12 protein-coding genes and 1 tRNA gene are annotated in these 14,955 nt (G+C 62.0%); 6 read left to right on the forward strand and 7 right to left on the reverse strand.

Going from position 1 to position 14,955, the window contains the following annotated elements; translation table 11 throughout:
• Positions 1 to 29: 29 nt before the first annotated feature.
• Positions 30 to 440 (reverse strand): DoxX family protein, encoded by a 411-nt coding sequence (locus tag LOL23_RS13520; protein WP_160978872.1) that lies wholly within the window; start codon positions 438 to 440, stop codon positions 30 to 32.
• 156 nt (positions 441 to 596) lie between these two features.
• A complete protein-coding gene (locus LOL23_RS13525; RefSeq protein WP_160978874.1) occupies positions 597 to 1,055 on the reverse strand; it encodes an AMP-binding protein in 459 nt (152 codons plus the stop codon).
• Between the two features lie 132 nt (positions 1,056 to 1,187).
• On the opposite strand from LOL23_RS13525, the gene LOL23_RS13530 reads away from it, so the two are divergent.
• A complete protein-coding gene (locus LOL23_RS13530; protein ID WP_160978876.1) occupies positions 1,188 to 1,958 on the forward strand; it encodes a 5'-methylthioadenosine/adenosylhomocysteine nucleosidase in 771 nt (256 codons plus the stop codon).
• 110 nt (positions 1,959 to 2,068) lie between these two features.
• Positions 2,069 to 3,715 (forward strand): acyl-CoA synthetase, encoded by a 1,647-nt coding sequence (locus LOL23_RS13535; protein ID WP_237173740.1) that lies wholly within the window; start codon positions 2,069 to 2,071, stop codon positions 3,713 to 3,715.
• A gap of 169 nt (positions 3,716 to 3,884) precedes the next feature.
• Here LOL23_RS13535 and LOL23_RS13540 read toward each other — a convergent pair whose 3' ends face one another.
• Positions 3,885 to 5,189, reverse strand: coding sequence for an MFS transporter (locus tag LOL23_RS13540; protein ID WP_160978880.1), 1,305 nt, complete (start codon positions 5,187 to 5,189; stop codon positions 3,885 to 3,887).
• Positions 5,190 to 5,335: 146 nt separating this feature from the next.
• Positions 5,336 to 7,003, reverse strand: coding sequence for a GMC family oxidoreductase (locus tag LOL23_RS13545; protein WP_160978882.1), 1,668 nt, complete (start codon positions 7,001 to 7,003; stop codon positions 5,336 to 5,338).
• 221 nt (positions 7,004 to 7,224) lie between these two features.
• Here LOL23_RS13545 and LOL23_RS13550 point away from each other — a divergent pair, with 221 nt between their 5' ends.
• From LOL23_RS13550 to LOL23_RS13560, 3 genes are all read left to right on the forward strand, one after another.
• On the forward strand, positions 7,225 to 8,004 hold the full coding sequence (locus LOL23_RS13550; RefSeq protein ID WP_202411688.1) for an IclR family transcriptional regulator: 780 nt from the start codon (positions 7,225 to 7,227) through the stop codon (positions 8,002 to 8,004).
• A 123-nt stretch (positions 8,005 to 8,127) separates the two neighbouring features.
• Complete coding sequence (locus LOL23_RS13555; protein WP_160978884.1) at positions 8,128 to 9,315, forward strand: S8 family serine peptidase; 1,188 nt, start codon at positions 8,128 to 8,130, stop codon at positions 9,313 to 9,315.
• A 14-nt stretch (positions 9,316 to 9,329) separates the two neighbouring features.
• Entirely contained in the window at positions 9,330 to 9,578 is a 249-nt protein-coding gene (locus tag LOL23_RS13560; RefSeq protein ID WP_160978885.1) for a hypothetical protein, read from the forward strand.
• 136 nt (positions 9,579 to 9,714) lie between these two features.
• Here LOL23_RS13560 and LOL23_RS13565 read toward each other — a convergent pair.
• From LOL23_RS13565 to LOL23_RS13575, 3 genes are all read right to left on the reverse strand, one after another.
• Positions 9,715 to 9,791: transfer RNA gene (locus tag LOL23_RS13565), tRNA-Pro, on the reverse strand.
• Between the two features lie 168 nt (positions 9,792 to 9,959).
• Positions 9,960 to 11,540: a TerC family protein gene (locus tag LOL23_RS13570; RefSeq protein ID WP_160978887.1), complete on the reverse strand. Its 1,581-nt coding sequence runs from the start codon at positions 11,538 to 11,540 to the stop codon at positions 9,960 to 9,962.
• A 163-nt stretch (positions 11,541 to 11,703) separates the two neighbouring features.
• Positions 11,704 to 13,587, reverse strand: coding sequence for an LTA synthase family protein (locus LOL23_RS13575; RefSeq protein WP_160978889.1), 1,884 nt, complete (start codon positions 13,585 to 13,587; stop codon positions 11,704 to 11,706).
• 134 nt (positions 13,588 to 13,721) lie between these two features.
• Between LOL23_RS13575 and LOL23_RS13580 the strand changes: the two genes are divergently transcribed.
• The gene (locus tag LOL23_RS13580; RefSeq protein ID WP_160978891.1) at positions 13,722 to 14,933 is read left to right on the forward strand and encodes an ABC transporter substrate-binding protein; all 1,212 of its coding nucleotides are present in this window, start codon (positions 13,722 to 13,724) and stop codon (positions 14,931 to 14,933) included.
• Positions 14,934 to 14,955: the final 22 nt, after the last annotated feature.

Consider the following 14,955-nt stretch of genomic DNA (forward strand, 5'->3'; position numbering starts at 1 on the left):
GACCTTGCCGCTGTGGGCTGCTGCGCCGTTCAGTTCCAGCGGCCGCCTTGCCCGCCCAGGCTGAAGCGCCCGGCTCCCATCAGCGAGATTGCCAGGGCCCCGAACAGGAACAGAGCCTGCAGCTCAAGGCGCCAGCCGCCGTTGGCGGTAAATTCGGCCAGGTGGCCCGTGTGTGCAAGGGCGACGGCGAACAGCATGTTGATGGCGATCAGCAGGGCGCCCAGGCGGGTATAGAAGCCCAGGATGACCAGGATCGGGCCAATGACTTCACCGAGATAGACGCCCCACGCCACGAAGGCAGGCAGGCCGTTGGCCACCACCATACTTTCGATGCCGCTGACCCCCTTGGTGAGTTTGGCGAAACCGTGAAACAGAAACAGAATGCCGACGGTGAGGCGCAGCAGCAACTTTCCGAGGTCGTCCTGTGTATTGCCCGACATAGTGACTCCGTATAAGGGTATGAGGTTTCAGGGCTTGCCATTATAGGGGGGGAAAGGGGGGGCGTTGACGATCACGGTGTGATGACATCGAGGCGACGATCATGTCAAGGTGACACTCATGTCAAGGCGATGATCATGCACGCGGGGTGATCGTGGTCACGTCAGGGCGGGCGCCTCTGGCGCCTCTGGCGCTTGCAGAGTGCGGTCGCGGTAGGTGCGGACCAAGCCTTCGAACTGCGAGAACAGAATCATGTAGTCGTCATCAGCGTTGATGCGAGCTTGGCCGTTATCGTCGGTGATGAGCATGGCGGGCACGGACGCATTGAGCAGGTCGTGCAGGGTGTCGGTATCCGCTTGAGGGTCCAGGGGCAGCAGGGTTTTGCCTGCGGCCTGTATGGCCAGTACGCTCAGCAGGTATTCCAGGCCTGGTGTTGCGCACAGGGCAACGGGCGACCCCGGGGTTGGATCTTTGGTCTGGATGGCCACCGCCAAGGCGCGTACGGCCGTCGCCAATTCGCCGTAGGTGACATCGGTATGGTCGTCGCGCAGGGCGATGACCTCGCCATGGTCGTTTGAAAACGCCTGCAGAAAATCGAGCGTTTGTGTGCTTGCCATAGTGGGCGGTCTCCCGTTTGCCTGTTTATCCCGTCAAGTATAAAGACCCCGCATGCTCGACGGCTTGTTGCGCACGCTAGGGTTTGCCCGATATGGTTAAATCCGCTTCATTGAAAAAGCGGGAGTATTTGAATGATGAAGCCGTTAGGGATCATCGCTGCGATGCATGGCGAACTGGCGGAACTGCTGGCTGTGATGGGGCCCGATTCGCGTATGCTGACCATAGGCGGGCGCGACTATTACCTGGGCCGGCTCGATGGGCATGATTGTGTGGCCGTGCTGGCTCGGGTCGGCAAGGTGGCGGCTGCGGCCACCACCGTTACGATGATTCGCGAACTTGGCGTTGGCGCGCTGGTGTTCACCGGCCTGGCGGGTGCTGTGGCCTCGCACCTGAATGTCGGTGATGTGGTGGTGGCGGACAGCCTGCTGCAGCATGACATGGACGCGCGGCCGCTCTTCCCGCGCTTTGAAATCCCTTTGCTTGGGTGCAGCCGGTTCAATGCCGATGCGGGTATGTCGGCGCTGCTGGCAGCCAGCGCGCAGACCTATCTGGACGACGACTTCATGGTACATGCCGGGCCGCGTGTGTGTACGCAGTTCAGGCTGCGGCGTCCGCGGGTGCATCGGGGCATGATCGTCAGCGGCGACCGCTTTGTCAGCGATTCGGGCGAGGTGGCCACCTTGCGCGCCATGCTGCCCGATGCCTTGTGTGTGGAAATGGAAGGCGCCGCAGTGGCGCAGATATGCCACGAATACGACATGCCCTTTGCAGTGATCCGTACGATTTCAGACCGCGCCGACGACGAGGCCGGACTGGATTTCAACGCCTTCCTGGAGCAGGTCGCCAGCGTGTATTCAGTGGGTATCATGCGCCGGTTCCTGGCCGTGCGCGCACGGGCGTAGGCGAGGCGTATACAGGGAAATCGCCGACGCACGCGGTGCGGGCTGCGGCAAAAACGGCGGGCGTATACTGGGCAACATAACGATCTATACATCAGTGAGGAGTCCCGACTATGCTGCCCTCCAACCCCGCCACGTATCAGGATACCTGTGAGCGCTTCAGGTGGGACATCCCGCCACGCTACAACATGGGGCACGATGCCTGTGGCAAATGGGCCGAACGCGACCACGGGCGTCTAGCCCTGGTGTTCATCGATGCCCAGGGCGCCGCGCACAACTATTCTTTCGGCCAGATCAACGAGCAGGCCAACCGTTTCGGCAATCTGCTGATGGCAAACGGCGTGCGGCCGGGCGACCGGGTCGGCATCCTGCTGCCCCAGGCGCCTGAAACTGCTTTCGCTCATATTGGCTGCTACAAAACAGGGTGTATTGCGATCCCGCTGTTTTCGTTGTTTGGTGCCGAGGCCCTGCAATACCGGGTGGGCGACAGCGGCGCGCGCGCGGTGATCACCAACGCGGAAGGCGCTGCAAAGCTCGCCGGCATCCGCGATCAACTGCCCGAATTGGGTGTGATCTTCACGATTGACGGTGCGCAGGCAGGCACGCAGGATCTGCATCGCGAACTCGCGCGCCAGTCCGACGACCTGACGTTGGCTGCAACGACACCGGACGATCCCGCGTTGATCATCTATACGTCGGGCACGACGGGGCAGCCCAAAGGAGCCCTGCATGCGCAACGTGTATTGCTTGGGCATCTGCCCGGCGTGGAAATCTCGCACAATCTGTTTCCCCATGAAGGCGACCGCATGTGGACACCGGCAGACTGGGCCTGGATAGGCGGGCTGCTGGACGTGTTGATGCCGGCCTGGCATCACGGCATACCGGTGGTGGCGCACCGGTTCCAGAAATTCACGCCAGAAGCTGCGTTCCAGCTGTTGCAGGACTACGGCGTGCGCAATACATTTTTGCCGCCCACAGCGCTCAAGATGATGCGCAGCGTGGCCAATCCTGAGACGCGCTGGTCGTACCGCTTGCGTTCAGTGGCCAGCGGCGGCGAATCACTGGGTGCCGAGCTGCTGGATTGGGGGCGGCGCACGTTCGGGCTGACCATCAATGAGTTCTATGGCCAGACCGAATGCAATATGACGGTGTCGTCGTGTGCAGACCTGATGCCGGTGCGCCCTGGCGCGATCGGGCGGGCGGTGCCGGGGCACCGGCTTGCCATCATCGACGATGCGGGGCAGGTGCTGCCGACGGGTGAGAGCGGCCATATCGCGGTGCAGCGTCCCGATCCCGTCATGTTCTTGCGCTACTGGAACAATGAGAAGGCCACGGCTGGCAAGTTTATTGGCGACTGGCTGGTAACTGGCGACACGGGTCAGATCGACGCCGACGGCTACGTGCATTTCGTGGGTCGCGCTGACGATGTGATCACCTCAGCGGGCTACCGCATCGGCCCTGGGGAGATCGAAGACTGCATCCTGCAGCACGCGGCCGTGAAGATGGTGGCAGTGGTAGGCGCGCCCGATGCGCAGCGCACCGAGGTCGTGGTGGCGATCGTTGTGCCGCAGGATGGGGTGCGCGGCAATGCTGCATTGCGCGAAGAGATCCAGAATCACGTCAAGACGCGCCTTGCTGCACACGAGTACCCGCGCGAAGTGTACTTTGTGGAAGAGCTGCCCATGACGACCACCGGCAAGGTGGTGCGGCGCGAACTGCGTCAGCTTGTCGCGCGATGGCGCGAACAGGCCGCAAAATAAGGTTTGAGCTGAAGCGGCCTTTCGGGTGCCTGTGCGGCAGCCCGAAAGGCCCTTTTTTTGTTTGCAGCCAACACGCCTGGCTGTACCAGCAGTGGCACCGGGCGTAACGCCCTTTGCGAAGGCGAAGGCGAAGGCGAAGCGGGCGCGGGCTTTGCCGCGCCTGCGTGTCTTACAGCGTTTGCAGCCTTGTCTTGCCGTACGGCGTCTTGCGGTTCATGGCTGCCGCGCTGATTGCCGAGATGACCCCGACAATCACGGTGTACGCCGCGACGAGCCAGGGCTGGCCGTCGTTGGCGTGCATGAGCGCAGTGGCAATCATCGGCGTGATGCCCGAGGCGAAGATGCCCGAAAACTGGTACACGAACGAAATGCCGGTGTAGCGCACATCGGTGTCGAACAACTCGCAGAACAACGCAGCCTCAGGGCCGTACACCGATGCGTACAGGATACCGAACGGGATGATGATGGACAGCCAGATCACCATCATGTTGTCACTGTGCGTGGTGATGAGCCAGAACGCGGGCAGCGACGACAGCCCTGTGATCAGCGAGCCCCAGAAGTACACGCGAGTGCGGCCCAGGCGGTCTGACAGTGCGCCGAAGAAAGGGATGGTGAAGCACATGACGATCGCCGCCGCCATCACGCCCGTCAACGCCTCGGTGCGGGTCAGATGCAGTGTAGACGTCAGGTAGCTGATGATGAACACGCCGAAGATATTGAAGAACACGCCGTCGATATAGCGCGCGCCCATGCCTTTGAGGATGTTGGCGGGATAGCGCTTGATCATGTCGACGAAGGGGATCTTGCTTTCGGCATTCTTCTGCTTCACTTTCTCGAACTCGGGGCTTTCCTTGATTGTCAGGCGGATATACATGCCGACGAATACCAGCAGGGCGGAGAGCAGGAACGCCAGGCGCCAGCCCCAGGATAGGAACTGTTCGTCAGTGAGTGTGGCCGACAACAGCGCTACCACGCCCGAGGCCAGGCACAGGCCTGTGGCCAGGCCAACCTGCGGCCACGATGCAAAAAAGCCGCGCTTTTCCTTGGGGGCGTATTCGTAGGCCATCAGCACGGCACCGCCCCATTCGCCGCCCAGCCCGATGCCTTGCAGGATGCGAGCCAGCAACAGCAGGATGGGTGCCCAGATGCCAATGCTGTCGTAAGAGGGGATGAGGCCGATCGCTACCGTGGACGCGCCCATGATGATCAGCGTGAGCACCAGCATGCTCTTGCGCCCGATCTTGTCGCCGAAATGGCCGAAGATTACGCCGCCCAGCGGCCGCGCAACGAAGCCGACTGCGAAGGTGGCGTAGGCGAGCAGCGTGCCGACATAGGCGTCGTCACTCGGAAAGAAGAGGTGGTTGAAGACCAGGCCGGCAACGACCCCGTATAGAAAAAAATCGTACCATTCGATGGTCGCCCCGATAACGGAGGCGGTGACTACTCTTCTGACTGTTTTCGCATCTGCGCTCATAATGTGTCTCCTGGAGTATGAGTTGGGGTCTTCGCCCCGTGTCTGAGATGGGGTATCCCGCCGCTGCGCGCTCATGTCGTCATGGCGCCCGGCATGCGGCGAGCGTGTGGCGCGGCCCGCCAAAAAGGCCGCGCGGCGCAGCGTTGTCAGGCGGCCAGCTTCGAGGGTGGCTGCTTGGTGCGTACCACGGAAAGCGGGCGCACGACGTCTTGTTGCGCATCGTTGAGGATGAACTCGCTGGCGCGCTCGGCCACCATGACCACGGGCACGTTGGTGTTGCCCGACACCAGCGTGGGCATGACCGACGCATCGACCACGCGCAGCCCCGGCACGCCATGCACGCGCAGGCGTTCGTCCACCACGGCCAGGGGGTCGTTGGCCCTGCCCATGCGGGCGGTGCCGGTGGGGTGGAAAATCGTGGCGCCGAACTCGCGGCAGAAGTGCAGGATTTCGTCGTCGGTGTTTACGTCATGACCGGGGCGGAACTCACGCTTCATCAACGTGGCCATGGGTTCAGTGGCGGCGATGCGGCGGGCGAACTTCACGCCCGCCACAGCGGTGCGGCGGTCCAGTTCGGTGGACAGGTAATTGGGCTGCATCGAAGGCGCTTCGAAAGGATCACGCGACTTGATGCGCACATAGCCGCGGGATTCGGGGCGCAACTGGCACACGGAATATGTGCAGCCCGAGAAGTCGTGCACCTTGCCGCCCGCCAGGTCGGCCGACAGCGTGCCGAAGTGGAACTGGATATCCGGGGTTTCCGACTCGGGCAGGGCGCGGCAGAATGCGGCGCCCTGGTTGATGCCGATGGCCATGGGGCCGCCGCGGAAGAGCAGCCAGTGCAGGCCCATGCGCGCCTTGCCCCACATGGTGCGCAACTGGTCGTTGTTGGTGATGGGCTTGGTCACTTCGTAGATAAGCCGGTGCTGCAGGTGATCCTGAAGGTTCTCGCCGACGCCAGCCAAGTCGCGCACGACAGGGATACCGAACTGGCGCAACAGGTTGGCGGGGCCGATGCCCGACAGCTGCATAAGCTGCGGCGACTGCAGCGCGCCCGCGGCGAGGATGACCTCGCGATTGGCGCGCAGGGTGCGCAGTGTGCCACCCTGGCGGAAGGTGACACCGACGGCGCGGCCTCCTTCCATCAGGATGTGGCTGGCTTGCGCCTCGGTTTCGATGCGCAGGTTGGGGCGATTGCGCGCCGGGTTCAGATAGGCGACGGCCGTGGAGCAGCGCTTGCCGTTGTGCGTGGTGAGCTGGTAATAGCCCGCGCCCTCTTGGTCGCCCGTGTTGAAATCGGACACGCGGCGCACGCCGTTGTTGCCTGCCGAGCCAATGAAGGCGTCCACCAGTTCGTGGCGTGTCTTGATTGAGGTTGCATGCAGCGGGCCTTCGGTGCCGCGGGTGGGGCCGGCGCCCAGGTCATTGGTTTCAAGCTTGCGAAAATACGGCAGGCACTCGTCCCAGCTCCAGCCTTTGTTGCCCAGCTCAGCCCAACGGTCGTAGTCTTGCTTCTGGCCGCGTACGTAGATCAGGCCATTGATGGAGCTGCAGCCGCCCAAGGTTTTGCCACGCGGCCAATAGATCTCGCGGTTGAGCATGTTGGGATCGGGGTCGGTGTAAAAGCCCCAGTTCAACTTCTCGTTGAACATCGTTTTGCCGTAGCCGATGGGGATATGTATCCACATGTTCTTGTCGGCTGGGCCTGCCTCGAGCAGGCAAACTGTATGCTTGCCGTTTTCGCTCAGGCGGTTGGCCAGCACACATCCTGCCGAACCCGCGCCAACCACGATATAGTCTACTGTCTCTGCCATGATGCGCCACACTCCGATATTATGGGCCGCGCAGGCTGGCCGCCTTGCGTGGGCCCCGCTTTGCATGGCGCCTGTCTGTCGCGCCGTGCCGGTTTCTTTTGCAGGCAGTGTGTGCGTTTTGTGATGCTTCAACTATAGGGTTAACGCTAAAAAGTTCAGGTGTGGAACGGAAAATATGATTTTCATTTCAATGGCGGCTCACGGCGCAGGAGATACCCATCATGGATGATGATGGCGCACGGCCGCTGCGTGTGCTGACGGTGCTGGAGCAGCTTGCCAACACGCAGTATCCGCAGACTTTGGCCCAACTGACTCAGCGCACCGGGCTGCCCAAGACCACGCTGATGCGTATGCTGCATTCGTTGGAAAAGGCGGCATACGTTGCGCGCATGCCCGGCGATATGGGCTATGCGCCGGGGCCGCGCATCAACCACCTTGCCGCCAGCGTTCTGCGGGCGCCGCATTTCCTGCGGGCCTGCCGGCATGTATTGGGCCGGCTGGTGGCGATCATCGGCGAGTCCTGTAACCTGACCGCGCCGATGGGCGACGCTGTGCACTACCTGGCCCGGGTTGAAAGCGCCGAGCCGCTGCGCCTGCAGCTGCACATGGAAATTGGCTCGCATGTGCCGCTGCACTGCACGGCCAGCGGCAAGCTTTTTCTTGCGCTTGCGCCTGAGCTTCAGCGGCGCCAGATCCTTGACCGCATCGAACTGCCGCGCTATACGCCCAAAACCTTGTGCGATCGCCAGGCCCTTGAACGGGAACTGCGCCGCATACGCGGGCAGGGCATCGGTGTGGACGACGAAGAGTTCGTACGCGGCATGGTGGCCATCGCAGTGCCGGTGTACGACGACAATGACCAGGTGCTGGCGGCAATCGCTTGCCATGCGCCCACCGCGCAGCGCACGATGGCCGAACTGCTCGGCTACATCGCGCCGATGCGCGAGGCGGCGCACGAGATGTCGGCGGTGTTTCGCACCACCGCGCAGGTACGCGATTGAGAGGTTGGCGTTGACGAGGCATAGTGGTCGAGGTTAGGCTGGAAATTGAATGTGAACTGGCGGTCGAGCCAGGCGCCGTAAGGCATCCGCTAAGCGATTGTCACGATCTCACATGGGAAGCCTATGCCGAACATATCCCAGACCGGTCGTTATCTCGTGCTCTTGCACCAAGACCATCCTCAGGAGGGCATCCAGGCGCTCGCTGATACGACTGGCGTGCGCGTTACCGAGGCAGCGGCGCACAAGGCAGGCGCAACCGTGCTTCCACCCGAGTGTGCCCTTGTCTTTTCCCGGATAGGTGTAGTGCTGGTACGGTGCGCGCAAGATCGACAGCCGGCGCTGGCTGGGTTGGCCGCGGCAGGCAGCAACATTCTGGCGATCGAAGCCGAACGCTTTGTGCATGCGTTGCCTGCCAGGTACCGGCCTGCAAAAGCCGCGCCCTCGTCCACGACTGCGGCTGACACGTGGGGCGTCCAGGCTGTCGGGGCGGGGCAGTCATCCTATACGGGAAAAGGCATTCGCATTGCCATCCTAGACACTGGATTCGACTTCTCGCACCCCGACTTTGCGGGCCGCGAAATTGTGTCGCGTTCGTTCGTGCAAGGTGAAGATGCGCAGGACGGCAATGGCCACGGTACACACTGCGCGGGCATCGCCGCCGGCCCGCGTGTGCCCATAAGTGGCCCGCGCTATGGCGTGGCGGGCGAAGCGCAGCTATACATCGGCAAGGTGCTGGGCAATGAGGGTGGCGGTGGCGACGGCGGCGTACTCGAAGGCATCAACTGGGCCATTGAGAACAACTGCCAGGTCATCTCGATGTCGCTTGGTAGCGTGACTACGCCCGATCAACCCTATTCGCGTGTGTTCGAAGAAGTGGCGCGGCGCGCCATGGCGGCGGGCGCAGTGATTATCGCCGCTGCCGGAAACGACAGCGAGCGGCCCGACCACATCGCGCCGGTTGCGCACCCAGCCAACTGCCCCTCCATCATTGGGGTGGGCGCCATCGACGAGCTGCGCCGTGTGGCGCCATTTTCCAATGGCGGGCTGGTATCCGACGGCGGCAAGGTGGACATTGCCGCTCCGGGGGTCGCTGTGTTGTCCGCCTGGCCCGGGCCCCAAGGCTATAACAGCATCAGCGGCACCAGCATGGCCACACCGTTCGTGGCTGGCGTAGCAGCCCTCTATGCCCAGGCCGGTGCCGCCAACCGCGGCAAAGCCCTGGTTGATGTACTCAAAAACAATGCCACCAAGCTTGACCTCCCACCGCGCGACGTCGGCGCCGGTCTGGTGGCCGCACCTCACAAGGCCTGAGCGAACCCGCCATCATGTCTCGCGTCCACATCAACATCATCGTGCAGGAAGCCTGGCGTCCGCGTTTTCCTCAAGTTGTGGAAAACTGCCGCCGCGCGGGCATAGAGATAGAACACGAGCTGGTCGCCGTCGGCGTCATCACGGGCTCCATCGACAGCGGCAGGCTGGCTACACTCGCCGTGATCGAAGGCGTTGCCGCCATCGAGCCTGAACGGGATGTTACGGGGTTGCATGGCATCGGAAGCCCGAGGCGCCCTGTTTGAGGGCATGGGCGAGAATGCGGTTGATTTGATGCCGTCTGTGCTGCGTGCACACAGCCGGATGTGATTTTTGGGAGAAGCCGTTTCCGTCAATAAAAAACGGCTTTACGCAAGCTGCGGAAAGCCGTTTTTGAATCAATGGTCGGGGCGAAAGGATTCGAACCTTCGACCCTCTGGTCCCAAACCAGATGCGCTACCAGGCTGCGCTACGCCCCGACTGAATAAGCGAAGAACTATAACACAGAACGAGAAAGCCTGAGTGCGGTATGCGTATGCTGCACGTGGCATGCGGTATGCGGCAATTGCGCGCCCCCTATGTAGATAAAGCGGGGCTTTGCGACCCGTCTGGTTTGGGACCAGAGGGTCGCCTGCGCGCATGTGCCGTTATTCGTGCAATCCGTCCGCGTCCTCGTATTCATCGGGTGGGCTCAGTTCGACAAGGATCTTGGCGATCCGGCGGCCATCGCGTTTGAGGATCTCGAAACGGAACTCGCCCCTCGGGGTAGAGACAGTAATGTGGTCGCCGCTGTCGGGCAGGCGGCCGAATTGACTCAGCAGGTAGCCGGCCACAGTGCTGTATTCGTCGGAGTCGTCCATGAAGCCTTCGAACTGCACGGTTTGCTCGAATTGGTGCATGTCGGCGGCGCCTTCAACGATCCAGCGGTTTTCTTCGTCCACGATGATGTCGGGTGTTTCGTCTTCGTCGGGGAAGTCTCCGGCAATGGCCTCGAAGATGTCGATAGGGGTCACCAGGCCTTCGACGGCGCCGAATTCGTTGATGACGATCACCAACTGCCCGCGTGCGCCCTTCAGCGTCTGCATCAGGTCGAGGATAGGGATGGTTTCATGCACGATGATGGGGCGGCGCAGGTGATCTTCGCGCAGCCGGTTTTCTGTGAGCAGGTCGGCGATCAGGTCTTTGGCGCGTCCGATGCCGACGATGTCGTCCAGCGAGCCGCGGCATACGGGAAAGAAGCCGTGCGGCGAGCCAGCGATTTCCCGGCGGACATCGTCGGGCGAGTCGTCCAGGTTGATCCAGGTGATATCGGTGCGCGGCGTCATGATCGAATGCACACTGCGATCGGCCAGACGCAGCACGCCGCTGACCATGTTGCGCTCTTCCTCGCCAAAGGGAATTTCAGCTTGGGAGGGCTCCATGGCGGGCTCGGGCTGCTCGGTATTCATGGGCCGCTTGCCCAGCATGCGCAGAATGCCTTCGGCGGTGCGTTCACGCATTGGGCGAGTGTTTTCCATGCTGAGCAGGTTGCGCCGCGCGAGCTGGTTCAGGGTCTCGATGGTGACAGCAAAGCCAATGGCCGCGTACAGATAGCCTTTGGGCACCTTGAAGCCGAAGCCTTCAGCCACCAAGGCGAAGCCAATCATGAGCAGGAAGCCCAGGCAAAGAATGACGACGGTGGGGTGCCGTCCCACAAAGGCCGTCAACGGTTTGGAGGCGACCAGCATAAGGGCAATGGCAATCACCACCGCAGTCATCATCACGGCGATATGGTCCACCATACCGACCGCTGTGATGACAGCATCGAGCGAGAACACTGCATCAAGCACGACGATCTGGGTGACCACCACCCAGAAGCTGGCATAGGCGGGCGAGCCGGATGAGGAGTGTGTCTTGCCTTCTACGCGCTCATGCATTTCCATGGTGCCCTTGAACACCAGGAAGAACCCGCCCAGGATCAGGATCAGGTCTCGCCCCGAGAAGGAGGCGTCGGCCACAGTGAACAGCGGCGCGGTCAACTGGAACATCCACGAGATGGCTGCGAGTAGGCCCAGACGCATCAGCAGGGCCAGCCCCAGCCCAATCACGCGTGCGCGGTCGCGTTGCGCGGGCGGCAGCTTGTCGGCCAGAATGGCAATAAAAATCAGGTTATCGATGCCCAGCACAATCTCCAGCACGACCAGCGTCAGCAGGCCGATCCAGGCGGCGGGGTCAGTCAGCAGTTCCATCAGGCCTTCCATCAGGCCATTCTCCTTTCAGGGTTGTAAAAAACAGTGGGGTGCGCCGCGCCATAGCCGCGGGTGCGGCCGGCGGGGCGGTGCGGCTGCAGCCAAGCCGCAGTGCGGTCGACGCAGTGTTGTGTGGGGCGACTGGCCCCTTCGGGGTCGTCGTTCATCGACGCAGGTGAGGCAAGGTATATGCCTGCTTGCCATAGGCCCAATGTGGCCATAGCACGTGCGCCAAGGCTTCGCGTGCGAGTGCAGCGTCGACAGGCATCGGGTCATAGGTTTGCGGCGCGGTATAGCGCAGCTGGGTGGCGGGGCGATTAGGTTCCAGTACGAGCAGTTGGTCGCCCTTCATATAGCCGTAGTTGTCTTGGTATTGCATCATTACGCGGCCGCCACCCTGGCCGGTGAGGTCGTGGCCGATCATGGGGTGTTCGCTGTCGATGCCCATGAGCGAGAGCAGCGTGACGGGCAGGTCGATCTGGCTGATCAGGCGATCGTCGCGCCGGGGCTCGATGCTGCCGCCCAGAATGACTGCCGGGATATGGAAATGGCGCATGGGTACCAGTGTGGCGCCCCCCACCCGCGAGTCGTGATCGGCCACGATGAGAAAAACGGTGTTGTCCCAGTAGGGTGACTGCTTGGCCTGCTCGAAGAACTGCCCGATGGCCCAGTCGGCATAGCGCACGGTGTTTTCAACGGTGCGTGGATCGCCCACGGGTTGGATGCGGCCGTCGGGGTATTCCCAGGGCGAATGGTTGCTGACCGAGAATGCGAGCGTGAAGGTGGGTTGGCTGGCATTGTCGAGCAATAACTGGTGCAGCTTGTCGAACATGTCTTCATCGCTGGCGCCCCAGGTGCCCACGAACTTCGGGCTCTGGAACGACGGCAGGTCGTGCACCATATCGAAGCCATTGCCCAGAAAGAAGTTTTTCATGTTGTCGAAGTGGGCTTCGCCGCCATAGATGAAATGCGAACGGAAGCCCTGCGGCTTGAGCAACTGTGCCAGGGTGAAGAAATCGCGCTGGGCCCCCGAGAGCCGCAGCACGGCATCCGAGATGGTGGGCGGGAAACCGGCCGAGACGGCTTCCAGGCCGCGCACCGACCGCGTACCCGTGGCATAGCAGCGCGTGAAATTCCAGCTTTGCGCGGCCAAGGTGTCCAGGCGCGGCGTATAGCCGGCGCCGCCGAGGTTGGCCACGTATTGGGCGCCCAGGCTTTCTTCGACGATCATTACCAGGTTGAGGGGGCGTTCGGTGCGCCGGAAGGCGGTCTGGCGATGCAGCGTCGGGATGTCGGCCGGCCCTTGCGGCAGGCCCGCGCCGGCACGGACAATGCTGATAATCTCGGTTTCGTCCATACTGCCGTACACACGCGTGGCCGAGCGCTCGTTCTTCATGCTGTAGATGGCGTACGCGACGCTATACAGCGAATTGAGCGGCAGCGTATTGAGCATGCTGTCGTTGCAATATGCCACGGTCGAGGGATTGATGGGGCGGTGCTTGAGCGTGCCGCGTATCGCCAGGAACACCACAACCGCGGCCACCAGACTGAACAGGATGCCCTGCCACCAAACCATTGGCACGTCGGGTGCCGTAGGCGCGAGCAGCCATTTGATCAACCAGGTGAGGGCAATAATGCCCAGGATGCCGCCCAGCAACGCGGCCTTGTAGCCCTTCCAGAGCATGCCGAAGACTTCGCGCGGATGCTTCAGGTATTCGACATACAGCCGGTTGGGCCGTGTATCGTATTCGTCGATGAACTGCGGGGTGGAGACTTCAGGCACGATGATCAGCAGCCAGGCCAGAATAAACCACGCTTCGGCGATATTGATCGCCGGCTGGTAACCGCCCAACCAGGGGGATAGCATCAGGGGTATGCCGGCCAGCGTGGCGATCAAGTTGGCGTCGATGCGCAGGCCGCCCAGCATGATGGGCCGCAAACCGCCCGCTTGTTTGACGCGTTCCCATTGCCAAAGCGCCAGAAGCAGGCGGCTCGCGGTAAGCAGGGTAAAGCAGACGACAATGAAAGTAAGGGTGAGGTCGCGCATGGGGCGATTGCAGGATTTTCGAACTGACTAGTGTATATGGTTTGCACGTCTGCTTACTGAAAGTCATGCGAGGCCAGCGCTTGACGGCTAATTATGCTCACGGTTAGCATAATTAAAACTGCTGCGAGACTGCCATGATTTTGTCTTCATTTTTCATCCGAATTGCCGCGGCGGCGGCTTGCTCCGCGGCGGCTTTCTGCGCCAGTGCGCAGGACGTCATCCGCATCGGCGAATTGAATAGCTACAAGGCCCAGCCTGCCTTCCTGGGCCCGTACAAACAGGGTATGGCGCTGGCGGTCGAGCAGATCAATCAGGCCGGCGGCGTCAATGGCAAGAAACTCGAACTTGTCATTCGGGACGATAACGCCAACCCGGGCGACGCCGTGCGCGCAGCCCAGGAGTTGATCGCGCGTGAACAGGTCGATGTGCTCACAGGCACGTTTCTCTCACACGTCGGCTTGGCGGTGTCCGATTTTGCCGCTCACAACAAGCGTTTCTTTTTGGCCAGCGAGCCGTTGACCGACAAAATCGTCTGGGCCGAAGGCAACCACTATACCTACCGCCTGCGCAATTCCACGTATATGCAGGTGGCTATGCTGATACCGGCCGCAGTGAAGATGAACAAAAAGCGCTGGGCGCTGGTGTACCCCAATTACGAATACGGCCAGTCAGCCGTGGCTACCTTCAAGACTTTGCTGCGCCAGGCGCAGCCAGATGTGGAGTTTGTTGTTGAGCAGGCCGCGCCACTGGGCAAGATCGACGCAGGCAACGTCGTGCAAGCCTTGGCCGATGCGCGCCCCGAGGCTATGTTCAATGTGCTGTTCGCCACTGACCTCACCAAATTCGTGCGCGCGGGCACGCAGCGCAACCTTTTTGCGGGTCTGCCGGTGGTCAGCATGCTCACCGGCGAGCCCGAGTACCTGGACGCACTGGGCGCTGAAACGCCCACGGGCTGGGTGGTGACCGGCTATCCGTGGTATGCCATCGATACGCCGGAGCATCAAGCCTTCCTGACTGCCTACCAGAAGCGTTTCAACGACTATCCCCGTCTGGGCACCGTCGTGGGCTACAGCACCATCAAGTCGCTGGCTGCGGGTATCGTCAAGGCGGGTTCCACTGACAGCGAGGCGTTGGTGCAGGCGTTCAAGGGGTTGCAGGTCGATACGCCGTTCGGCCCAGTCACCTATCGCGGCCTGGATCATCAATCGACCATGGGCGCGTACGTGGGCACGCTGGCCGTCAAGGACGGCAAGGGCATCATGACCGATATCAAGTACGTGGACGGCGCCACGGTTCAACCAACCGACGAGCAGGTGCGCACGTGGCGGCCAGCGTCGGCCGACTAAAGGCTGCGAGCGCTCCGCGCGG

The sequence above is a fragment of the Paracandidimonas lactea genome (genome assembly GCF_021653995.1).
Taxonomy (GTDB): Bacteria; Pseudomonadota; Gammaproteobacteria; order Burkholderiales; family Burkholderiaceae_B; genus Allopusillimonas; species Allopusillimonas lactea.